Below are 21,717 nucleotides of genomic sequence, written 5' to 3' on the forward strand. Positions count from 1 at the left end.
TTCATACGTGCCGTAAAACATCATTTTAAAATCCCAAGTTTATTCATTTTGTTGTACAACGTCGCACGCGATATGTTTAATAAATGAGCGGCTTCCTCTTTATTACCATTTGTATGAGTCAATGCGGCTTGTATGCTTTGTCTTTCTTGATCGGTCAGCGCTTCTTTTAGCGGGCGGATGGTTATCGCGCTTGATTGTGTATCGCCGATAAGTGTTTGGTGCGTGTTAACCGTAGAAAAAGAGAGATCTTTTAAGTGTAGCTGATTGTCTGTTGAAAACACGACAAGCCGTTCGATTGTATGCTGTAATTCACGCACATTGCCTGGCCATGCGTAATCCATTAGTGCGAGCATCACTTCTTTTGGAATGACGTGAATAGATTTACGGTAAGTTTGTGCGTATTGAAATAAAAAATGATGGCTTAACGCGACGATGTCTTCTTTACGTTCACGTAGCGGAGGAATATTGATGGTAATAATATTCAAACGAAAATAAAGGTCTTCGCGAAAAAGTCCTTTAGCAATCATCTTTTCTAAATCTTGATTTGTTGCCGCGATGACGTGGCAGTGCAATTGCTGTTGTTTTGTACCACCAACGGCGAAGTACGTTTCTTCTTGGAGGACACGCAACAGTTTTACTTGCATGTCAAGCGGTAGCTCACTAATTTCATCGAGAAATAAAGTGCCGCCATTAGCAAGGGCAAATTTCCCTTTTTTCCCTTGACTGCTTGCACCGGAAAAGGCCCCTTTTTCATAGCCAAATAGTTCACTTTCAAACAAATGGTGCGGGATTGCACCGCAGTTGACAGCGATGAAAGGTGCGGTTGGATCAGGATGGCGCATGTGATGGAGGGCGCGTGCAAATAGTTCTTTGCCGACGCCAGATTCTCCGAGCAGGAGCACACGGGCAGGGGTTTGTCCAACTTGTTTGATTTTCTCAAAAGTGTTTGCGAGGGCAGCACTCGCGCCTTTAATGTGATAAAAAGGGTCATGCACCGGTTGCATGGAGGATACACGTTGTTGTAAAGAGTGAATCGTTTGTTTAGCAGAGTGAAGTGCTTTTGTTAATTGTGTTTGTGTTGTCACATCTGTTTCTGACGCGACGGCGCCAATAATCTTTCCATGTAATCGGATAGGATTGGCATTAATAAGCACGGCTAAGTCTTCCCGCGGTTCGTGCTGTTTTTGATAAACACTTTGGCCCGTTTTCATAATGTCGAGGTTAAGAAGCATAGATTCAGGAAAAAAGGTACGCATGTCTTTACCAATAATGTCGGTCGATTTAATTGAGAAAAGTTTTTCTGCGCCTTTTGTCCATACGGTCGTACGGCTGTCTTTATTAATGGCACTAATGCTACTATTGGTTGTTGCTAAAATGGTGTCGGTATATGCCTTTAAGTGCTCGTATGAACACGCCAATGCCGGAAATAATGCCTGGATTTGAATGAAGCCAAGTATTTTTTGTTTATCAAAGACAAGGACATATTCTGTTAAAGACTCGTAGCGATGGAGGAAGGTGTTTAAGCCATCTTTAGCGACTGTTTCTACACGTTTCCATGGAATATCGTTGAGAGAAGTTTGTATTTGAAGGAACGCTTTTAAGTAAACGCTTTCTAAAGCAAAGTAGCTCGTCCCATCTGTAAGGAATGTCACGTCGTGCCCAAGGTTGTGTGGATGTAACTCGTCTTGATTTACATGGTAGATTGTCACGTTGGTTTGTAAAAAGTCGAGGTAACGAGGTGTAGCATCAATCATGAAAACCCCTCCAAGAACAAATTGATAAAACGATATCTTTATTTTACGAATGGTTGGCTCGTTTGTCCATGTTGTTCATGGCATGAATTTTGCAAGTCTCATTGTAAGAAAGGTGGCGGGGACGATGAAAACAGAAGTGGCTGTCATTGGTGGCGGCATTATTGGCTGCGCAGTCGCGTACTACACGGCAAAGTTAGGTTATGACGTGACGGTCATTGAAAAAGGAGAATTAGCATGCGGCACAAGTTCTCATTGCGATGGCAATGTCCTGGCAATTGATAAAGAGCCAGGATTTGATAGTCAAATGACATTAAAAAGCCAACAATTGCTGGATGAGTTAGCAAAAGAGCTACCACTGCCATTTGAATACCGTCAGCCTGGAAGTATCCTCGTGTGTGAAACAGAAGCAGAGATGGTAGCGGCGGAAAAGTGGGTGCAGCAACAAACCGATGCCGGGCTTGATTTCCGAATGCTTGACCAGCAAGATATTCGACATGAGTCGCCGTATCTTGCAGCAGACCTTTTAGGCGGTCTCGTATGTCACTCAGACTCGACAGTAAATCCGTACATGTTAACGTATGCGTTGTTTGCAGGCGCGCAGGCGTATGGGGCGAAGCTATTAAAGCATACGGCGGTAAAAGATATTGTCCGTGATGAAGAGTGTGGGACGTATACGATTGAAACGACGACAGGGCAAGTTGTGACAAAAAAGGTGGTGAACTGTGGCGGGGTGTGGGCACCAACGTTTGGCGAGATGGTTGGACTTGATATCCCGATTGTGCCACGGAAAGGGCACATCCTCGTTTCAACGCGACAAGTGCCCGTTTCTCCGCGCAAGGTGATGGAATTTAGTTATTTAATGACTAAATTTGGGCAAGAACGTGTCGTTGATCATGAGACTGAAAAATATGGTGCTGCACTTGTGTTTGAACCTACTGCAAGCCAAAATTTTTTACTTGGATCGAGTCGTGAATTTGTTGGTTTTCACCAACAAGTAAACTGGCAAGCGGTACGGGCGATTGCCCGTCGTTGCATGCGTTTTTATCCGAAGTTGGCAGACATGCATTTGCTGCGTGTATATTTTGGCTTTCGTCCGTGGACGTGTGATCATTTACCAATTGTTTCACCAGTTGCGCAATTGCCAGGTTATTACATTGCTGCAGGTCATGAAGGAGACGGGATCGGTTTGGCGCCGATTACTGGAAAGGTTATTGCTGAAATGATTCACGGTTGTGAGCCATCAATTGACCCGTATCCTGTTCGTTTTGAACGATTTGAAAAAAAGGAGGTTGTAACTTGAATATAGATCAGCTCGTGACGACGATTGACACACATACCGGTGGCAACCCGACGCGTACCATTTTGTCAGGTGCACCTAAATTACAAGGACAGACGATGAGTGAACGAATGTTGGATATGAAAGCCAATCATGATTGGTTTCGTCAAGCATTAATGAATGAACCGAGAGGGCATAGTGTCATGTCAGGGGTAGTGTTACAAGATCCGTGTCATCCCGATGCGGATATTGGGGCCATTTTTATTGAAACAGGCGGTTATTTGCCGATGTGTGGCCATGATACGATCGGTTGTGCGACAGCTTTAATTGAAGCAGGACTTGTGGATGATGAAGGATCGGAAACAAAGATTGTTTTTGATACGCCAGCAGGACTTGTCCCGGTGGAAATTGATGTGCGGGCAGGACGCGCCCGTGCGGTGTCATTTTGTAATGTGCCTTCGTTTCACTATAAACAAATTACCTTGGATGTAACAGAATTTGGTTTGCTCACAATAGATATTGCGTATGGCGGCAACTTTTATGGGATCATTTCAGCTGAAGAAGCGGGATTAGTGATGGATCCGAAAAACACGCAACCATTGATTGATGCTGCCATTCGCATTCGTCAAGCAGTCAATGCGTCAGAAACAATCGTCCATCCTGAAAATCGATTTATCTCTGGACTGACCCACATCGAATTTTACGGTGAACCGACACACCCCCATGCGGATGTAAAAAATACAGTGATTGTTCCACCCGGGGGGATTGATCGTTCTCCGTGTGGCACCGGAACATCCGCCAAGATGGCGACGTTATTCACGGAAGGAAAGTTAAGCATCGGTCAGAAGTTTGTACATGAAAGCATTGTGGGATCTGTTTTTTATGGCGAAGTGTTAAAACAGGTACAGGTTGGTGCACATGTCGGTGTCGTAAATAAAATTAAAGGGCAAGCATACGTAACTGGACACCATCAGTTTTTACTGAGTAAAGAAGATCCGCTGCGGGATGGTTTTTTGTTGGTTCCGGAGATGGAAGCACATGGGGGCGATGGCTCGTGAGAACAGAAATGTATGCAGCAGCAACAGATATTCACGTAGCTGGAGAGATGTTCCGAGTTGTCTCGTGGCGGGACACTCATTGTCTTCAAGTGAAAAATTTGGCTGATTATCAAGATATGATGCTAAAAGATGTCTCTCTACGTCGGACGATGCGCGAACCAAGGGGACATAAAGACATGTATTTGTGCGTATTGACCCCGCCTGTCTCTGAAAAAGCACAAGCGGGCGTCGTGATCATGAATGTATCAGGTGCATGCCGTTATCACGCCGGTGCCTATGTTGCGGTTGCGACATTCCTGATGGAAGTAGAAGGAAAGAGAAAAGACGTCATGCAATTTGATGGGCTGACGGGGAGGATAGAAGTGATGATTGATCGTCAGTCAAGGCATTATACGATTCGTGAGCCGATTTATGAAATGGACGATAGTGGAAGGGTCGTTACGATGGATGAGGTGATTCAGGTCGAAAAAACATCGCTTGATCTTTCTGTCGATATGCTCACGCATGTCCGAGAAGCATGGCTAAACGCAAGACGTTGTTATGACCCGTTTGATTTATTATTCCTTTACAATGAGCGAACGTTTTTAACGGTTACTAACGCAGGACATATAGACCGTTCGCCGTTGTCTGGGGCGATGGTACATGCACAGTTGAAAAAACAAGATGGCATGGTAAGAATTCAAAACTTCCTTGGCCACGAAATCAATGGAGAAAGAAAAGATCACGTTCTTTACCTATATCCTCATGCATTTGTAGTTGGCCTTATGCGGTTTGTTGTTGATCCAGAAGATCCGTTGAAAGAGGGATTTTGGATTGAGTGAATAGGTGCAAAGTAATTGTGATTGGATTTGAAAAAATAAAAGAGCTATCCAAAGGGTATATATGGTGATCTTTTGGATAGCCTCACGATGTTTTGAACCTATTTTCGTTTGTAATAACAGTGTTTACGTCAATCGGTGCATAGACCATATTGTTCCAGATGGTGCGATAGCGCCAACATTGAGAGAAATGGTCAGTCCATCAGCTATATAGAAGAGTCCAATGACGTCGCCTGCATTAAGAAAGACATCTCCCGCTAAAGTGACGGAGCTATTGCCTAATATGGCTCGTAAGTTTAATACTAGCGCAACGTTAACATCCAATATCGGGATAAGTCCAGTGATAAGATCTGTAAAAGGTGGCACGGTCCTCCGAATGACAAAGGAGGGATTAATATTTCCACCGAGAGTTACACTAATGGCCGCTGTGGTTTGGTAACTAATGATCGCCTTAATTGCGTATCTTCCAGTGATTGGCACTGTGTAGTTTCCGGTAACTGGATCAAATCCTGTTCCTGGATAATAAGGCGAAGTGACCCCCCAATTATCTAATTGTGTAGTCGAGCTAACGACTGAAGCAACCCTTTGCGCCGAAAAACCAGTGATTGCAACGTTAAGTCCAGTAGGTCCGGTGATGCCACGGGGTCCAGTGGCTCCGGTAGCGCCAGTGGCTCCGGTAGCGCCAGTGGTCCCGGTAGCGCCAGTGGCTCCGGTAGAGCCGGTAGCGCCAGTAGCCCCGGTGGCGCCAGTAGTTCCGGTAGTTCCAGTAGGTCCAGTGATGCCACGTGGACCAGTAGCCCCGGTCGTTCCAGTAGCCCCGGTCGTTCCAGTAGCCCCGGTGGAGCCAGTGGCTCCGGTAGCACCAGTGGTCCCGGTCGTTCCAGTAGTCCCGGTGGCGCCAGTAGTTCCGATAGTTCCAGTAGCCCCGGTGGCGCCAGTAGTTCCGGTAGCACCAGTGGCCCCGGTCGTTCCAGTAGTCCCGGTGGCGCCAGTGGCGCCGGTAGCGCCAGTAGCCCCGGTGGCGCCAGTAGTTCCGGTAGCACCAGTGGCCCCGGTCGTTCCAGTAGCCCCGGTGGTGCCAGTAGTTCCGGTAGAACCAGTGGCTCCGGTCGTTCCAGTGGCGCCAGTGGCGCCGGTAGCGCCAGTGGCTCCGGTAGCACCAGTGGTCCCGGTCGTTCCAGTGGCGCCAGTGATGCCACGTGGACCAGTGGCTCCGGTAGTGCCAGTGGTCCCGGTCGTTCCAGTGGTCCCGGTGACGCCAGTGGCGCCAGTAGGTCCAGTGATGCCACGTGGACCAGTGGCTCCGGTCGTTCCAGTGGCTCCGGTAGCACCAGTGGTCCCGGTCGTTCCAGTGGTCCCAGTGACGCCAGTGGCGCCAGTAGGTCCAGTGATGCCACGTGGACCAGTAGGTCCGGTCGTTCCAGTGGCTCCGGTAGAGCCAGTAGTCCCAGTAGCGCCAGTGGCTCCGGTAGAGCCAGTAGTTCCGGTAGTTCCAGTGGCTCCGGTAGAGCCAGTAGTCCCAGTAGCGCCAGTGGCTCCGGTAGAGCCAGTAGTTCCGGTAGCACCAGTGGCTCCGGTAGCACCAGTAGAGCCGGTAGCGCCAGTAGTCCCAGTAGAGCCAGTGGTCCCGGTAGCACCAGTGGCCCCGGTAGTCCCGGTAGAGCCAGTGACGCCAGTAGAACCAGTGGCTCCGGTAGCACCAGTAGTTCCGGTAGCGCCAGTAGAACCGATGGAACCAGTGGCTCCGGTAGAGCCAGTAGTCCCAGTAGAGCCAGTGGTCCCGGTAGCACCAGTGGCCCCGGTAGCGCCAGTAGTTCCAGTGGCCCCGGTGGCGCCAGTAGCTCCAACAATGTCTATTAAATTAATAAGCTCTGATAATATAAGTATAATAAATTTTATAAGATGATCCTTACTGGATGTTGAACAGCAGAGTGACTGACATGAGCATTTTTTAACACTTGTTGTATAATCGCAAAAACAACGGCAGCTCCTATGAGACATAAGTTTTCCTCCTTTCTACGGAGTGTGTATTAATAATGGGTTATGCATAGGAATGATCTTTTGAAAAAAGTGGCGGGGAGTAAAAATGTCTCCTAAGTTAGACGGTGAACTGACCAGACGGTCCCTGTATCTACGGCACCCCCTAAGTTGAGGTTAATTGTTAGACCGCTTGATTCATAGAAGAGTCCAATAACGTCTCCAGCATTCAGTGACACGTCAGCGGTTAATGTGACAGAGCTACTTCCTAAAATGACGCGCAATGTGAGTAAAAGTAAAATATTCACATTGAAAATAGGTACCAGTCCAGAAACGATGTTTGTCGTCGGTAATGGTGATGTTCTTCGTAGCACGAAAAATGGATTTACTCCTGCTCCGATCTGGGCAGTGATAACCGCTGTGGTTTGATAGCTTATGATTGCTTTAATAGCGTATCTACCAGTGAAAGGTACAGTATAGGTACCGGTAACAGGATTAAATCCTGTACCAGTAAAATAAGGATCAGATGTATCCCAGTTCATTAATTGTGTGCTAGCACTAATGACTGCAGGTGGTCTTCGAGCTGAAAATCCTGTTAATGCAACGTTTGGTCCAGTAGGTCCAGTGGTTCCAGTAGATCCAGTAGGTCCAGTGGTTCCAGTAGATCCAGTAGGTCCAGTGGTTCCAGTAGATCCAGTAGGTCCAGTGGTTCCAGTAGTTCCAGTAGGTCCAGTGGTTCCAGTAGGTCCAGTAGGTCCAGTGGTTCCAGTAGGTCCAGTAGGTCCAGTGGTTCCAGTAGCGCCTGTAGCCCCAGTAGTCCCAGTAGTTCCGGTAGATCCAGTAGCGCCAGTAGGTCCAGTAGAACCAGTAGAACCAGTAGGTCCAGTGGTCCCAGTAGGTCCAGTAGTTCCAGTAGGTCCAGTGGTTCCAGTAGTTCCAGTAGGTCCAGTGGTTCCAGTAGGTCCAGTAGGTCCAGTGGTTCCAGTAGGTCCAGTAGCGCCAGTAGGTCCAGTAGAACCAGTAGGTCCAGTGGTTCCAGTAGAACCAGTAGGTCCAGTGGTTCCAGTAGGTCCAGTAGGTCCAGTGGTTCCAGTAGGTCCAGTAGCGCCAGTAGGTCCAGTAGAACCAGTAGGTCCAGTAGGTCCAGTAGGTCCAGTGGTCCCAGTAGGTCCAGTAGGTCCAGTGGTTCCAGTAGGTCCAGTAGAACCAGTAGGTCCAGTAGGTCCTGTGGTCCCCGTGGCGCCCGTGGTTCCAGTAGCGCCTGTAGCCCCAGTAGTCCCAGTAGTTCCGGTAGATCCAGTAGCGCCGGTAGAGCCAGTAGATCCGGTAGAGCCAGTAGGTCCAGTAGGTCCAGTAGGTCCAGTAGTTCCAGTGGTTCCAGTAGTTCCAGTAGGTCCAGTGGTTCCCGTGGTTCCAGTAGCGCCAGTAGCGCCGGTAGTTCCAGTATTTCCGGTAGTTCCAGTGTTCCCAGTAGCTCCTCTAGGTCCGGTAGGTCCGCGGGGTCCTCCAGCAGGTCCAGTGGGACCAGCGGGTCCCGTAGGTCCACGAAAGCATGGTAAAGAAGCAGCTGCAATAAGTTTTTCCTTCAATACCTCGTTTGTTTCAATCACAGTTTCTAATACTTCATAAACACTTTGATTTACAGCTAAGATATCTTCTATTGAGGCGGGAGGAGCTGTGGATCCGGGTAAAAGACCTAAAGCAAACTGAATTTTTTCTCCTTCAGCATTAATAATGTGAGCCAATCCTAACTCTTCCATCGCAATGGAGACGAGTAATAAATTAATGGCATCCTCTCGGCAAATGTCCATGTTGCTAATATTGGGCATGTTTTGTTCATACATAAGCGATCCCTCCGCCACTTTGCCATGTTTTAGTATAGAAAGATCCTTCTTGAAATAATTATGCTAGTTGACATTTGCTGGAGTAAGGTGATTATAAATAGGAAAATATTGACCGATATTTGCCTGCCGTATCATATGTGAATGGATCAATTTCGTGACAATCGTGTATTAGGTGTATACAAGTGTGAACAAGGTTATTATGATAAAGAGAGAGGTCACCACCACATATGTAAACATGTTGTGGGAAAGGGGATAGATAAGTGAGTGTAGGAAGAACAGCATTTAATGACAACTTTTTAAAGGCATGCCGAGGAGAGGTACATGATCGTGTACCAGTTTGGTATATGCGTCAAGCAGGGCGATCTCAGCCAGAGTATCGCAAAATTAAAGAAACCCATTCATTATTTGATATTACTCATGACCCAAAGTTATGTGCGTATGTGACGAAACTACCAGTCGAGCAGTACGACACAGATGCCGCAATTTTATACAAAGATATTATGACGCCGCTTCCTTTTATCGGTGTGGATGTGGAAATTAAATCAGGTATTGGACCAGTCATTGCGAATCCGATCACATGTATGGCTGATGTCGAAAGGTTGGGGACATTACAACCTGAGACAGATGTACGACACGTATTAGACACAATTCGATTGTTACGTAAAGATTTAATGGTGCCACTCATCACATTTGGTGGTGCACCGTTTACGATTGCGAGCTATATGATTGAAGGCGGTCCGTCACGCAATTATCACCGGACAAAGGCATTCATGTACGGGCAGCCGGATGCATGGGCACGTTTAATGGACAAGCTTGGCGACATGACGATTGCTTATATTCATGCGCAAATTGATGCTGGTGCACAAGCCATTCAATTATTTGATTCGTGGGTTGGTGCATTGAATCGAGATGATTATATTCGTTATGTTCAACCAGTTGTTACGCGTATTTTGCATGCGATCAAGCCAAAAGGTGTGCCGCTTATTTTACATGGTGTCGGTGCAACCCATTTGTTAACGACTTGGCAAGAGATGCCTGTTGATGTGTTAGGGATGGACTGGCGCATGTCAATTTCTGAAGCACGGGCGCAAGGTGTACATAAAGGGATTCAAGGAAACTTGGACCCGTCTCTTTTGCTTGCACCATGGGCGGTCATTGAGGAGAAAGCGAAAGAAATTTTGGATCAAGGAATGCAATCGGAACGGTTTATTTTTAATTTAGGGCAAGGTGTGTTTCCAGAAGTGAAGCCTGAGACGTTAAAGCGTTTAACAGCCTTTATTCATGCGTATTCGTTTGAAAAAAAGCAACAACTGAAAGGATAAATAAACATGAAAAAGAAAATTGGGTTGCTCGTGATGGCGTATGGAACCCCACGAAGAAAAGAAGAAATTGAACCTTACTACACCCACATTCGCCGTGGGCGACCACCTTCTCCAGAAGCACTTGCTGATCTGACAGCGCGTTATGAGGCAATTGGTGGTATTAGTCCACTATCAGAAATTACGGATGCGCAAGCGAATGGGTTGGCGAACGTGCTTAATGAGCGCCAAGAAAAATATGAGTTTGTGCCATATCTTGGTTTAAAACATATTGAACCTTTTATTGAAGATGCCGTGAGACATATGAAATCAGACGGCATTGAAGAAGCGGTGTCGCTCGTGTTAGCGCCGCACTTTTCTACATTTAGCGTGAAATCATATAATGACCGTGCGCTACGTATGGCAACAGAAATTGACGGACCAAAGATTCATACAATAGAAAGTTGGTACGGGGCACCATCCTTTTTACATTATTGGCAAGCAAATATTGAAGAAGAGATGAAAAAAGTAGACGATCCAAGCAAAACATGTGTCGTTTTTTCAGCACATAGTTTACCAGAAAAAATTGTTGCTATAGGTGATCCGTATCCACAACAATTACAAGAAACAGCTGATAAATTAGCTGAGCTTGCAAATATTTCTCATTATGCAGTTGGTTGGCAAAGCGAAGGGAACACACCTGAGCCATGGCTCGGTCCGGATGTACAAGATTTGACACGTGATTTGCATAAGCAATTTGGTTACACGGCATTTATGTATTGTCCAGTCGGATTTGTTGCGGAACATTTGGAAGTGCTTTACGACAATGATTACGAATGTAAAGTGGTAACCGACGAATTAGGTGTAGACTATTTCCGTCCGCCGATGCCAAATGCTGATCCTGCTTTTTTGCAGGTACTTGCAAGTGTCGTGGAGAAACGGCTTGTAGAGGTTCGTTATGACGCGTAAACCACGCATTGCGATTATTGGGGCGGGGATCACAGGGCTGGCAGCGGCTTGTTGGTTAGAAGAACATGGCTTTTGTGATTACGATGTATTTGAAGCGAGTGGACGAGCGGGTGGAAAGATTTGCACATATGACACAGATGGCTTTGTCATTGAGGGTGGTCCCGACTCCTATTTGGCAAGGAAAACACGTATGACCGACTTTATTAGGCGTATCGGTTTAGAAGACGATTTGACGTATAATCATCGTGGAAGTGCGTTTGTGCTTAAGCAAGGTAGGCTACATGAAACGCCAAAACAAGCGGTGCTTGGTATCCCAACAGACTTAGATTTATTCTCGCAAACAACGCTTTTATCTGAAGAAGGAAAGGCGCGTGTTGTAAAAGAACAAAGGATTCCTCGAGTGGTCAAAGATGGTGGGGATATATCAGTTGGCACGTTTTTTCGAACAAGGTTTGGGGACGAGATGGTAGACGTCCTGATTGAACCATTGCTTGGTGGCATTTATGGTGGCAATATTGACGAACTGAGTATGAAAGCAACCTTTCCTGTCTTCTTAACACTTGAAGAGACATATGGGAGTGTCATAAAAGGACTACAAGAAACGAGGACAAAAAGTGACACTACTAAAAAACAAGGACTGTTTTTAACCGTTCGATCTGGACTTTTATCTGTTGTAGCAGCAGCGAGTCAATCATTGCGGAAAGATGCGTTACATTTGAACACAGTAGTTACCGCAATAGACAAAACAGAATCAGGAACATACCGTATATCATTTGATGGAAAAGACGCGTGTGTATATGACGCATGTATTGTGACAACGCCACCAAAACAAGCGGCGGCACTGTTTGTGAATCGCACCCCTTTTTCGTACGTGGAAAACATGGAAGCGACGTCTTGTGCAACTGTGGCACTTACTTTTTGCGATGAACAAGTAAACAATACACATGAAGGAACTGGTTTTGTCGTTGCAAGAGGTGGCGATGAAGTCATTACTGCATGTACGTGGACGGATCAAAAGTGGCCGCATACATCGCGAGAAGGTTACACGCTTTTACGTGCATACGTTGGGAGACCGGAAGATGAAAGCATCGTCGACGCATCTGATGAAGCCATTGTGACCGCTGTGTTAAGCGATTTAAAAAAGGTGATGGAGATAAAAGGTGCACCGCTTTTTTATAAAGTGACGCGCTTTAAGCAGGCAATGCCGCAATACAAAGTCGGTCATGTTGAAGAAGTCACCATGTTTTATGAACGAATGGCCAAAATGTATCCACGTGTTCATGTTGTTGGCGCGGCTTTTCAAGGTGTTGGCTTACCTGATTGTGTTGTGCAAGGAGAAGAAGCAGCCAAAGAATTAGTACATGAAGAGAGCTGACGCATTGCCCGCGCCAGCTCCTGTCACTTTTTTTCCTTACCAGTGGAAGTGCGTATATTTATTTCTCACAGCTTCTTGCTCTTGCGCCATTTTCTCTTCTTGTACAAAGAGCTCAAGCTCTTCAGAAGAGTAGGACCGCTTTTTAATCGTGACTGTGAAAAAGATAAATGAAAAAGTCATGATTGGTTCCTCCTTTCATACAGAGGTGCCGTTTCAGGTAAACCCTAGCACCTGTTCCCTCAAAGTTGGTTGTTTTGATTTTTGTTTACAATTTGTATTCATCTGTTCGTCTCCTCCCTTATTTTTCCATCTTCTGCACACAAAAAGGCCACAGAAATGCCTGCGGTCTGGGTGTACATATGATGCTAGTGCAGGCGCATGCCCTGCGACTTTTTTAAAAGTCACTTCCGCACAAAAAAACGGACATAAGGAGGAGGACATGAACTTATATACAGTTGTGGTGTGCGTGTTGATGCAAATAACATTGTCATGTTGGCTCGCTCCTTTCCTGTGTTAGAATTGACTTCTCATACACAGTATAAAGGACTTGAGCCAATTTGTAAAATACTTTTTTTCAAGTACGTGATATTGTATTCTTGACGACATGTCAAAAGAACTTCTTAATAATATGTTTTAACATTCGGATAAGATATACTCATTGGTAGAAGACAACGATGTTGCTTCAATGTTTATACCGTGTTGATCTTTAAAAATAACTAGAGGACTGACTAAAAGGTGCGCTTTATGTTACACTAAAAGGCGTGCAGTATGAGTTGTGAACCAACAATAAGAAAAACCTTCTCTTTGTAGATGCAAGGCAGTTCACTGTTGGCATACGCATTGTGTAATGATTTTCTTAGCTGATGAAGATCACTTGGACATGCATGTGGTTGGCATACATGTGTAAACAAGCAATCAACAATAACTAGTATATGAAGGACTCATAATTGTGTGCAGGTAATCATCCAAAAAGGATGAATTTAGGCGAGGTGGAAACATGTTTATTGATAAAGTGACCGTGTATACGAAAGGCGGCGACGGTGGAAATGGGATGGTTGCTTACCGTCGTGAAAAATATGTGCCGGATGGTGGTCCTGCTGGCGGTGATGGTGGAAGAGGCGCAAGTGTGATCTTCGAAGTGAATGAAGGGTTACGTACGTTAATGGACTTTCGATACAATCGTCACTTTAAAGCACCACGTGGAGAGCATGGGATGAGTAAAAATATGCACGGAAGAAATGCCTCTGATCTTGTTGTCAAGGTCCCCCCTGGTACGATCGTTCGTGATGAGGTCACGGGTACGTTATTGGCGGACTTGACGGCGCATGGCGAGCGTGCGGTTGTCGCAAAAGGTGGTCGTGGCGGTCGTGGCAATGTACGATTTGCGACGCCAGCGAATCCCGCACCTGATCATGCGGAGAATGGCGAGCCTGGACAAGAGCGTATGATTGTATTGGAATTAAAAGTGCTGGCTGATGTCGGTTTAGTAGGATTCCCGAGTGTTGGAAAATCGACGTTGTTGTCTATTGTCTCAGCGGCAAAACCGAAGATTGCGGATTATCACTTTACAACGCTAACGCCAAACTTAGGCGTTGTTAATACACAAGATGGTCGAAGTTTTGTCATGGCTGACTTACCTGGTCTCATCGAAGGCGCGCACGCGGGTGTCGGACTTGGTCATCAATTTTTACGACATATTGAGCGGACGCGTGTCATTATCCATGTGGTGGATATAGCCGGTACAGAAGGGCGCGATCCAGTTGATGATTATCGGAAGATTAATGATGAATTGGCACAATATCATATGCGTCTAACAGAGCGACCACAAATTGTCGTTGCAAATAAGATGGATATGCCTAATGTAGCAGAGCAGTTACAACGTTTTAAAGAAGAAGTAGGCGAAAATGTCGTGGTTCACCCAATTTCTGCGATCACAAAAGAAGGTGTACGCGAGCTGTTGCTCATCATTGCAGATGCACTGGATGAGGCGCCTGAATTCCCTCTTTATGAAGAAGAAACAGAGACGGAGGAGCGGGTCGTTTATAAACACGAGAAACCCATCGAGCCGTTTATCATTACGCGTGGCGATGACGGTGTGTTTGAAGTACATGGTGCTGAATTGGAGCGAATCTTTAAAATGACCGATTTTGCCCGCGATGAGTCCATTCGTCGCTTTGCGCGTAAAATGCGGGCGATGGGTGTAGATGCAGCGCTCCGCGAACGAGGCGCGCAAGATGGGGATCTCGTGCGTGTATTAAAGTTTGAATTTGAGTTTGTGGAGTAAGGTATAAACGAGGAGCCGGTATTGTTTGACTGACCGGCTTGTTCGGGTTTGATCAAAAAATTGCGCAAAATATCTTCCAACAATATTGACGCCCGCTACTCGCTCCGTGTATACTTAAATTGAGCAGTGCATAAAATAGTAAAAACCGCAGATGGTCATACACCTGCGGCTTGCAATAACCGGACTCCTCTACAAGGGAGGACGGCAAGAGTAAGGCGTTTCCCACCCACTGGCTTGCGACGCTCAAGGGTGGGATTACTTTTGGCGTTGTGCCAACGTAATAATGGAGACGACTAATCCAGCAAAGGTAATCATGAGTACCAAAGACTGAAAGACGCTCATCGCGACACCCCCTTTCTTACGGGGAATGCCGTCCACCCTTGAAATCCATATGTTACTGCAAGTCTATCGTAACATAGCAAAGATCATTATGAAAGCGCTAACATTCGTTAAGAACTGCGCGCACATTTTAACGGTACGCAGCTATAGCAGAAATCCTTCCTGATCCAATATTGCAAGTGCAGCTTCAAGCTGTTCCTCCCGTTCAAAAGCAACACGGTGTAAATGTACACCATCGGTCAAGGTTGATAACAGCGGTGCATTTGTTGCGCTCATTTTTTGGCAAAACCGATCAACATCTTGGCGGCTGGACAGGTGAAGGGTACCTGTCATCTCACCGTAGACCGGGTGTTCCACTGTGACGTCAAGCACCGTGATGCCGTGATCAACAAAAATATACAGCTCGTCCGTCATTTTGTCGGGAGGATGCTTGAGGGCAATAACGCGCGTGCGTTGTTCGGTTTTCCTATCCTTTAAATAAATATAACCTTGTGGTGTCGCTAAAATCGGCGCCTCTTTTGCTTTTAAAATCGACATATCTTGGACAATCACTTGCCGACTAACACGTGCGCGCTTGGCAAGTAGTTGTCCTGGGAGCGGTTTCGTTGCTTCTTTGAGCCATTCAATTAAAGCTGTGCGTCTGTTTTCTCCATGTAATTTTTTGTTTTCCATATGTGACCTCTTTCAGTAATGAGTTTTTCAAATGTGTGTAGCATGGTTTCAATTTCTATTTCGGTGGTCGGTTCTCCGAGTGTGATCCGAATGTAGCGGTCACTATCAGTCCGACTTATGCCAATGGCTTTTAATGCTTCAGATGGCTCGGTTTGTCCAACACGGCAAGCAGGTCCAATTGCAATTTGAATGCCGTGACGATCACATTCTAGCATAAATTGTTGTCCGCTCCAGCCCTCGACTAAAAACGCGAGGTGCATCGGGAGGCGCGTCTTCTTTGCGCCCACAAGTGTGAAGGCGGACGACGTTGTTAATGTGGTGATTATGTGGTCACGGAGGTGCGATAGCTTATCCATACACGTTTCCTGAACAGTCAGTGCGTGATCAATGGCACTTGTAAATGCAGCAATGGCAGGCACGTCGACAGTCCCGGGACGAAAGCCGTTTTCGTGATTTGCTCTCGTATAGAATGGGAGCCAGTGATGCCGGTTGGCAATATACGCGGCACCAATCCCTTTAGGTGCGTAAAGTTTGTGGGCAGAAAAGCTCGCTGCATCGACCTCGTGTAAAGGAAGTGGAATCTTCCCGAGTGTCTGTACACAGTCGCTATGGAAAATGATATCATGTTTTCGTAAAATCGCGCTAATGTCAGTGATCGGTTGAATGGTGCCAATTTCTGAAGAAGCGTGGGCGAAGGAAGCGAGCGTGGTCGTCGGACGAATCGCCTTTTTTAATGATGATAGGCAAAGAAAACCCGCATGATCTACGGGAATATAGGTTACTTCGTATCCAATACTTTCCAAGTGATCAAACGTTTCTAGAACAGAGGGGTGCTCAGTTTTCGTCGTGAGCAAATGTTTGCCTTTTTTCTCGTTTGCGAGAGCAAGTGATGTGATCGTTAAAAAATTTGCTTCTGATCCGGAGCCGGTAAAGAAAATTTCATCTGCACTTCGCCCGATCTTTCGGGCAAATGTAGCTCGGCAACGTGAAAGGATCGTTTGTGCTTCGATTCCGGCAGTATGGTTGCTATTCGCATTGGCAAAAGCGATCCGTGCTGTCTCGACATAAGTGGTTAAACTTTGTTCTGACATCGGGGTTGTTGCGCTATAATCTAAATAAATCATTTGCTATATCTCCTCACGAAAGTCGTAAATTTGTATTGTCTTTTCCTCTATTTTATGTAAATATAGGTGACAAGACAACTGTAAAGTAGGTGAGTCGATGAAACAATCTCCGGTTGTCATTATCGGTACAGGAGTTTCAGGGCTGATGGCTGCACATCTATTAGCAGACCATCTCCCAGTCATATTAGTGACAAAAGGTGAGGTGAAACAAAGCAACTCTTCTCTAGCCCAAGGTGGTATGGCAGCGGCTGTTGGTGCACACGATCATCCACACGATCATGCACAGGATACGCTTCAAGCCGGTTATCATCATAACCATTTACAAAATGTATATAAATTAACAGAAGCGGCACCACATATTGCAACACAGTTGCGTGCACTTGACGTGCCGTTTGAGCAGTCTCAAGGCAACTACGTCCTCGGTCACGAAGGCGCACATGGCAAGCGTAGAATTTTGCATGCGTATAAAGATCAGACAGGAAAAGCAATCATTGACTGTTTGTGGCATCACGTCCAAGGGCGTGTGCAAATTCTTTCACATGAAATGGTGACGTCAATTGAAGTGGAAAAGAACGCAGTCATTGGTGTTGTGACGACGAAGCGCGCAATTACGTCGCGATGTGTCATTTTAGCAAGTGGCGGCGCAGGTCAGTTATATACACGGACATCCAATGTTTCGTTTGCAACTGGTGATGGATTAATGCTAGCTTATCGCGCTGGGGTGGTGTTAAAAGATCTTGAATTTGTGCAGTTCCACCCAACTTTGTTAAAAAGTGAGCAAGGTGCACTTGTTAGTGAAGCGGTACGTGGAGAAGGGGCTTACCTTGTCAATAGATACGGTCAGCGTCTATTAGCTAACTACCCGAATGGCGAGTTAGAAAGCAGAGATGTGGTTGCACGTGTTTTGTTTGATGCAATCAAAGATGGCGAAGAAGTTTTCTTAGACGCGCGTCACTTGCCGCAGTTTCATGAGCGTTTCCCATATATTGCAAAGTGTTGTATAGCAGCAGGGATTGATCCAACGAAAGCGTATATCCCCGTTGAACCAGGCGCTCACTTTTTATGTGGCGGTGTTGAAACAGATGATAACGGCTTAAGTGCAGTAGGTGGCTTATATGCCGTTGGTGAAGTAGCATGTACAGGAGTGCACGGCGCGAACCGTTTAGCAAGCAATTCATTATTAGAAGGGCTTGTATTTGCCGAGCGTGCAGCAAACAATATTTTACAGCATGACCAATATAAAATTTGTGAGCGAATGGGATTGAATCATACGGCACCACCGCTTTCACACGCCTTACCTACGCGGACGTTATTACAACAACATATGACTGAGTTTGTTGGCATTAAACGAACGAGACAAGGACTGCTTTATATGCGTGAATGGTTACAATCATTTATAAATACTTCTGCAGCGCCAAGAGTAGATGCGCAAACATGGTGGGAAGATGTACATTTGTTCGAGCTTGCCTGCTTGATGACAGAGGCGGCTTTGCAACGAACAGAGTCACGTGGAAACCATATTCGCACAGATTTTCCAGAGGCAGTACCGGAGTGGCGTACAGTCGATGTTTGTTTTCAACATACAAAGGAGCCATTTCTTAAAGTAAATAAAGATGAGCAGGTGGAATGCGATGAACACATTTGTACTTGATACACAAATTGAGCAGTTTTTACAAGAAGATATTGGACGCGGCGACGTGACAACAGAAGCGATTTTTACAACTGAACGAGCAGAGGCAGTCATTGTCGCAAAAGAAGCAGGGATCTTTGCTGGTGAAAAAGTTGTTGAACGGATGTTTACCAAATTTGGGACCGAATTGACAGTGAAACACGTGATGAAAGATGGGGAGTCGCTTGTTGCCGGTGTCGAAGTGTTACGTGTCCATGGATCGGTGAAGCAAATGCTCATCATTGAGCGTGTGTTGCTCAATTTGTTACAGCGGTTATGTGGCATTGCCACATTAACGAGGCGGGCGGTGGAAACGTTGGCCGATCCAACCATTCGTTTATGTGACACACGGAAAACAACGCCAGGGTTACGCATGTTGGAGAAGTACGCTGTTCGTATCGGTGGTGGCTGCAATCATCGCAAAGGACTTGATGATGCAGTCATGTTAAAAGAAAATCATATTGCAGCCTGTGGATCCATCGCTGAAGCAGTTGCCCGTGTACGTCAGTATGCTGGACCATTGTTAAAAATTGAAGTGGAAACGACAAATGAAGATGAAATACGTGAAGCAGTGGCAGCACAAGCAGACGTCATCATGTTTGACAATTCCACACCAGATGAAATCAAACGTTACGTACAACTTGTGCCAGAAACGATTGCAACGGAGGCTTCAGGAGGGATTTCCATGGAAACGCTGCCACTTTATCGCGGGACGAAAGTCGATTATCTCTCTCTTGGATTTCTAACCCATTCTGTTCGATCCATTGATTTAAGTATGCTCATCCAGAAATTGGAAATTAGAAGCCGGAAAGTGAAAGTCTGACTTCCCGCGCCGAGCTCTGTATTCTTAATAGGAGGTTTTTTCTATGCAATTAACAGCAATGACCCGCCTGCCGGACATGTACCGGCAAATGTCGATGGCGGAAAAGCAGGAACGGATAAAAAAAGCAAAAAAATTTTTTGGCACGGATTTACTCATTCCCGGGCACCATTATCAGCGTGAAGAAGTCATTCAATTTGCCGATGTAACAGGAGACTCATTGCAATTAGCCCAGCTTTGTGGGCAAGAAAGTGCACCTTTTATTGTCTTTTGTGGTGTGCACTTCATGGCGGAAACAGCTGACATGTTAACAACAGCAAATCAACGGGTCATGTTACCGGATTTGCAAGCTGGTTGTTCGATGGCAGACATGGCGACGATGGCGCAAACGAATCGCGCATGGGACGCGTTAACAGCGCAATTTGGTGACACCATTTTGCCGTTGACATACGTCAACAGTTCTGCCGATATTAAAGCATTTTGTGGCCGTCATGGGGGCGCATGTGTGACTTCTTCTAATGCAGCCAAGATGATTGAGTGGGCTTTTTCTCAAAAGGAGCGATTATTATTTTTACCGGATCAGCATCTAGGGCGTAACACAGCAGCGGCACTCGGAATTCCGCTGGCGCAAATGGCTGTTTGGAATCCGTTAACGCATGAACTAGAAATGGCGGAGGATGTGTCTTGGCAAGAGATTAAAGTGATTTTATGGAAAGGACATTGCTCTGTCCATGAAAAGTTCACTGTTGAACAAATTGCCACCATTCGTGAGAAAGAGCCTGAGACAAAGATCATTGTTCATCCTGAATGTACGTATGAAGTTGTGCAAGCTGCAGATGATGCGGGAAGCACGCATTATATTATTGAGCAATTAAAACGCGCAGCACCTGGTACTTCTTGGGCTGTGGGCACAGAAATGAATTTGGTCAATCGGTTAGCGATGATTCATCAAGATAAACACGTCTATTCCTTGAATAAAACGATGTGTGCCTGTCTCACAATGAACCGAATTGATTTAGAGCACTTGGCGTGGACGTTAGATTTATTGCAAGAAGGTGTGTATCAATATGAAATTAAGGTCGAAGAAAAAGTCGCTGTAGATGCCAGGTTAGCACTGAAGCGGATGCTTGCACATGTGTAAATTTATCATCAAAAGCGTGGACGTCATGTTCACGCTTTTTTGGTCTAAGTCGTCATGATTGTTCATAAATTGGTGATGGATCGTTATTCCGGTATTCCTAAGAGAAAAACAAGACATGTTAATACTGTTACAGTTTGGATAACGCATGCACATCAATTGAGGAGGGAATTTTCATGAGGATTCATATTGTGCAAAAAGGAGATACATTATGGAAGTTGGCAAAAAAGTATGAGGTCGATTATGAACAATTAAAAGAGGCGAATCATGCGTTGTCTAACCCGGAAATGTTAATGCCTGGCATGAAAGTAAAAGTGCCAACAGGTACAGTGGCAGTGCGTAAGGAATCACAGCAGACAACAGAAGAAAAAAATGAGCCGGTCATCTCCATTAAAGGTTCGACAAAAGAACGGGATGAACAGTCTTATGATGAGATGAATCAATCATCTGCTCAAGAAACAATGACGCAAACGCACGTTTCAAATCAACGAGCGCCACAACCATTACCTCCACGTCCGGCGTGTCCTAATTGTGGATCTGGGTCGTATATGGGAACGGCGCAGCCAAATTATCCAAACGCACAAATGCACCGCGTATCACCTGCTGCACCGCCATTTTATGGAAATGAAAAACAATACCCAATGCCAATGAATCCGCCATCATCTTATCCAAATACAGGCAGTCAATCAGGAGGAAGCCAGCAAAATATGCGTATGCGTATGCAAATGCCTGTTGGTACGGCTCCTCAAATGAGTGCACCACCTTCTCCGGCAAGGTACCATACGCCACAAACAAATGTTTTACCTTTACAAGAGATGTCACAGTATAACGGAGCGTTAGATCAAGGGACACAACATATTAATGAGCAGTTTAGGCAGCCTGAAACAGTTGACTACAGAAGTATTCCAACAAATAATTATGGCTCTCCTCCTGGCGCATCGCAACAAACAAATACGTATCATCCTCAAAAAATTGGAAGAGAAGTTCCGGAATATCGCAATGGACCACCAGCGCCAATGAATACAGCACCGCCACATGTCGCTGGTTTTTATCAAGGTAGGTCAGATCATGTTGGGCAAATGGGTTATCCGTCACCGCCCCCTGGAATGGCCAACCAGCCTCCAAGTGTACCACCACAGACGCATCCACACCATAGACAGGCGCCTGCGTATGTAACGACCCGACCACCAGCTTCCACCGCCGCTTACCAGCAAATGTATGAGCCGCCACGAAATGCCCCAATGGCACAAACGCCCCAAATGGTAAATGGTTACCATGAAAAAAATGAGTATTACGATTAAA

18 protein-coding genes are annotated in these 21,717 nt (G+C 45.9%); 11 read left to right on the forward strand and 7 right to left on the reverse strand.

Annotated features, from left to right (window positions below):
- Positions 1-20 precede the first annotated feature (20 nt).
- The gene (locus NSQ26_RS02115; RefSeq protein ID WP_499718980.1) at positions 21-1,754 is read right to left on the reverse strand and encodes a sigma-54 interaction domain-containing protein; all 1,734 of its coding nucleotides are present in this window, start codon (positions 1,752-1,754) and stop codon (positions 21-23) included.
- 124 nt (positions 1,755-1,878) lie between these two features.
- Here NSQ26_RS02115 and NSQ26_RS02120 point away from each other — a divergent pair, with 124 nt between their 5' ends.
- From NSQ26_RS02120 to NSQ26_RS02130, 3 genes are read left to right on the forward strand one after another with little or no spacing between them, the layout of a single operon-like run.
- Positions 1,879-3,054, forward strand: a complete 1,176-nt coding sequence (locus NSQ26_RS02120) for an NAD(P)/FAD-dependent oxidoreductase (RefSeq protein WP_499718981.1) — start codon at positions 1,879-1,881, stop codon at positions 3,052-3,054.
- Entirely contained in the window at positions 3,051-4,088 is a 1,038-nt protein-coding gene (locus NSQ26_RS02125; RefSeq protein WP_499718982.1) for a proline racemase family protein, read from the forward strand. The genes NSQ26_RS02120 and NSQ26_RS02125 overlap by 4 nt, the downstream gene beginning before the upstream one ends.
- Positions 4,085-4,909, forward strand: a complete 825-nt coding sequence (locus NSQ26_RS02130) for a proline racemase family protein (RefSeq protein ID WP_499718983.1) — start codon at positions 4,085-4,087, stop codon at positions 4,907-4,909. Before NSQ26_RS02125 ends, NSQ26_RS02130 begins: the two co-directional genes overlap by 4 nt.
- A 123-nt stretch (positions 4,910-5,032) precedes the next feature.
- Here the strand turns inward: NSQ26_RS02130 and NSQ26_RS02135 are convergent, their stop codons facing one another.
- Entirely contained in the window at positions 5,033-6,907 is a 1,875-nt protein-coding gene (locus NSQ26_RS02135) for a collagen-like protein (RefSeq protein WP_499718984.1), read from the reverse strand.
- 92 nt (positions 6,908-6,999) lie between these two features.
- Positions 7,000-8,727 (reverse strand): alpha-helical endospore appendage domain-containing protein, encoded by a 1,728-nt coding sequence (locus tag NSQ26_RS02140; protein ID WP_499718985.1) that lies wholly within the window; start codon positions 8,725-8,727, stop codon positions 7,000-7,002.
- A 260-nt stretch (positions 8,728-8,987) separates the two neighbouring features.
- On the opposite strand from NSQ26_RS02140, the gene hemE reads away from it, so the two are divergent.
- Genes hemE through hemY form a run of 3 tightly spaced genes read left to right on the forward strand, consistent with a single transcriptional unit; the run spans position 8,988 to position 12,369 of the window.
- On the forward strand, positions 8,988-10,049 hold the full coding sequence (gene hemE / locus NSQ26_RS02145) for a uroporphyrinogen decarboxylase (protein WP_499718986.1): 1,062 nt from the start codon (positions 8,988-8,990) through the stop codon (positions 10,047-10,049).
- A 6-nt stretch (positions 10,050-10,055) separates the two neighbouring features.
- Positions 10,056-10,994 carry a ferrochelatase gene (hemH, locus tag NSQ26_RS02150; protein WP_499718987.1) on the forward strand — a complete coding sequence of 313 codons (939 nt, stop codon included), beginning with the start codon at positions 10,056-10,058 and terminating at the stop codon, positions 10,992-10,994.
- On the forward strand, positions 10,984-12,369 hold the full coding sequence (hemY, locus tag NSQ26_RS02155) for a protoporphyrinogen oxidase (protein ID WP_499718988.1): 1,386 nt from the start codon (positions 10,984-10,986) through the stop codon (positions 12,367-12,369). Before hemH ends, hemY begins: the two co-directional genes overlap by 11 nt.
- Before the next feature lie 36 nt (positions 12,370-12,405).
- Here hemY and NSQ26_RS02160 read toward each other — a convergent pair whose 3' ends face one another.
- Positions 12,406-12,549: a YrzI family small protein gene (locus NSQ26_RS02160; protein WP_090775694.1), complete on the reverse strand. Its 144-nt coding sequence runs from the start codon at positions 12,547-12,549 to the stop codon at positions 12,406-12,408.
- 817 nt (positions 12,550-13,366) lie between these two features.
- Between NSQ26_RS02160 and obgE the strand changes: the two genes are divergently transcribed.
- The gene (gene obgE, locus NSQ26_RS02165) at positions 13,367-14,653 is read left to right on the forward strand and encodes a GTPase ObgE (RefSeq protein WP_499718989.1); all 1,287 of its coding nucleotides are present in this window, start codon (positions 13,367-13,369) and stop codon (positions 14,651-14,653) included.
- A gap of 255 nt (positions 14,654-14,908) precedes the next feature.
- Here the strand turns inward: obgE and NSQ26_RS02170 are convergent, their stop codons facing one another.
- The 3 genes from NSQ26_RS02170 to NSQ26_RS02180 all read right to left on the reverse strand — a co-directional run bounded on the left by NSQ26_RS02170 (position 14,909) and on the right by NSQ26_RS02180 (position 16,788).
- The gene (locus NSQ26_RS02170) at positions 14,909-14,995 is read right to left on the reverse strand and encodes a putative holin-like toxin (RefSeq protein WP_499719962.1); all 87 of its coding nucleotides are present in this window, start codon (positions 14,993-14,995) and stop codon (positions 14,909-14,911) included.
- Between the two features lie 141 nt (positions 14,996-15,136).
- Positions 15,137-15,664 (reverse strand): transcription repressor NadR, encoded by a 528-nt coding sequence (locus tag NSQ26_RS02175; protein WP_499718990.1) that lies wholly within the window; start codon positions 15,662-15,664, stop codon positions 15,137-15,139.
- The gene (locus NSQ26_RS02180; RefSeq protein ID WP_499718991.1) at positions 15,619-16,788 is read right to left on the reverse strand and encodes an IscS subfamily cysteine desulfurase; all 1,170 of its coding nucleotides are present in this window, start codon (positions 16,786-16,788) and stop codon (positions 15,619-15,621) included. The genes NSQ26_RS02175 and NSQ26_RS02180 overlap by 46 nt, the downstream gene beginning before the upstream one ends.
- Before the next feature lie 97 nt (positions 16,789-16,885).
- Here NSQ26_RS02180 and nadB point away from each other — a divergent pair, with 97 nt between their 5' ends.
- The 4 genes from nadB (at position 16,886) to safA (ending at position 21,716) form a co-directional block, all read left to right on the forward strand.
- Entirely contained in the window at positions 16,886-18,439 is a 1,554-nt protein-coding gene (gene nadB / locus NSQ26_RS02185) for an L-aspartate oxidase (protein ID WP_499718992.1), read from the forward strand.
- The gene (gene nadC, locus NSQ26_RS02190; protein ID WP_499718993.1) at positions 18,420-19,280 is read left to right on the forward strand and encodes a carboxylating nicotinate-nucleotide diphosphorylase; all 861 of its coding nucleotides are present in this window, start codon (positions 18,420-18,422) and stop codon (positions 19,278-19,280) included. Before nadB ends, nadC begins: the two co-directional genes overlap by 20 nt.
- 43 nt (positions 19,281-19,323) lie before the next feature.
- Positions 19,324-20,418, forward strand: coding sequence for a quinolinate synthase NadA (gene nadA, locus NSQ26_RS02195; protein ID WP_499718994.1), 1,095 nt, complete (start codon positions 19,324-19,326; stop codon positions 20,416-20,418).
- Positions 20,419-20,591: 173 nt separating this feature from the next.
- Positions 20,592-21,716, forward strand: a complete 1,125-nt coding sequence (safA, locus tag NSQ26_RS02200; protein ID WP_499718995.1) for a SafA/ExsA family spore coat assembly protein — start codon at positions 20,592-20,594, stop codon at positions 21,714-21,716.
- The last annotated feature ends 1 nt before the right edge of the window (position 21,717 follow it).

The sequence above is a fragment of the Bacillus sp. FSL W7-1360 genome (assembly GCF_038592975.1).
Classification (GTDB): domain Bacteria; phylum Bacillota; class Bacilli; order Bacillales; family Bacillaceae_D; genus Shouchella; species Shouchella lonarensis.

Coding starts and splice junctions, on each gene's coding strand:
- NSQ26_RS02115 (WP_499718980.1), bottom strand. CDS start 1,754: ATGATTGATGCTACACCTCGTTACCTCGACTTTTTACAAACCAACGTG.
- NSQ26_RS02120 (WP_499718981.1), top strand. CDS start 1,879: ATGAAAACAGAAGTGGCTGTCATTGGTGGCGGCATTATTGGCTGCGCA.
- NSQ26_RS02135 (WP_499718984.1), bottom strand. CDS start 6,907: ATGTCTCATAGGAGCTGCCGTTGTTTTTGCGATTATACAACAAGTGTT.
- NSQ26_RS02140 (WP_499718985.1), bottom strand. CDS start 8,727: ATGTATGAACAAAACATGCCCAATATTAGCAACATGGACATTTGCCGA.
- hemH (WP_499718987.1), top strand. CDS start 10,056: ATGAAAAAGAAAATTGGGTTGCTCGTGATGGCGTATGGAACCCCACGA.
- hemY (WP_499718988.1), top strand. CDS start 10,984: ATGACGCGTAAACCACGCATTGCGATTATTGGGGCGGGGATCACAGGG.
- NSQ26_RS02160 (WP_090775694.1), bottom strand. CDS start 12,549: ATGACTTTTTCATTTATCTTTTTCACAGTCACGATTAAAAAGCGGTCC.
- obgE (WP_499718989.1), top strand. CDS start 13,367: ATGTTTATTGATAAAGTGACCGTGTATACGAAAGGCGGCGACGGTGGA.
- NSQ26_RS02170 (WP_499719962.1), bottom strand. CDS start 14,995: ATGAGCGTCTTTCAGTCTTTGGTACTCATGATTACCTTTGCTGGATTA.
- NSQ26_RS02175 (WP_499718990.1), bottom strand. CDS start 15,664: ATGGAAAACAAAAAATTACATGGAGAAAACAGACGCACAGCTTTAATT.
- NSQ26_RS02180 (WP_499718991.1), bottom strand. CDS start 16,788: ATGATTTATTTAGATTATAGCGCAACAACCCCGATGTCAGAACAAAGT.
- nadB (WP_499718992.1), top strand. CDS start 16,886: ATGAAACAATCTCCGGTTGTCATTATCGGTACAGGAGTTTCAGGGCTG.
- nadC (WP_499718993.1), top strand. CDS start 18,420: ATGAACACATTTGTACTTGATACACAAATTGAGCAGTTTTTACAAGAA.
- nadA (WP_499718994.1), top strand. CDS start 19,324: ATGCAATTAACAGCAATGACCCGCCTGCCGGACATGTACCGGCAAATG.
- safA (WP_499718995.1), top strand. CDS start 20,592: ATGAGGATTCATATTGTGCAAAAAGGAGATACATTATGGAAGTTGGCA.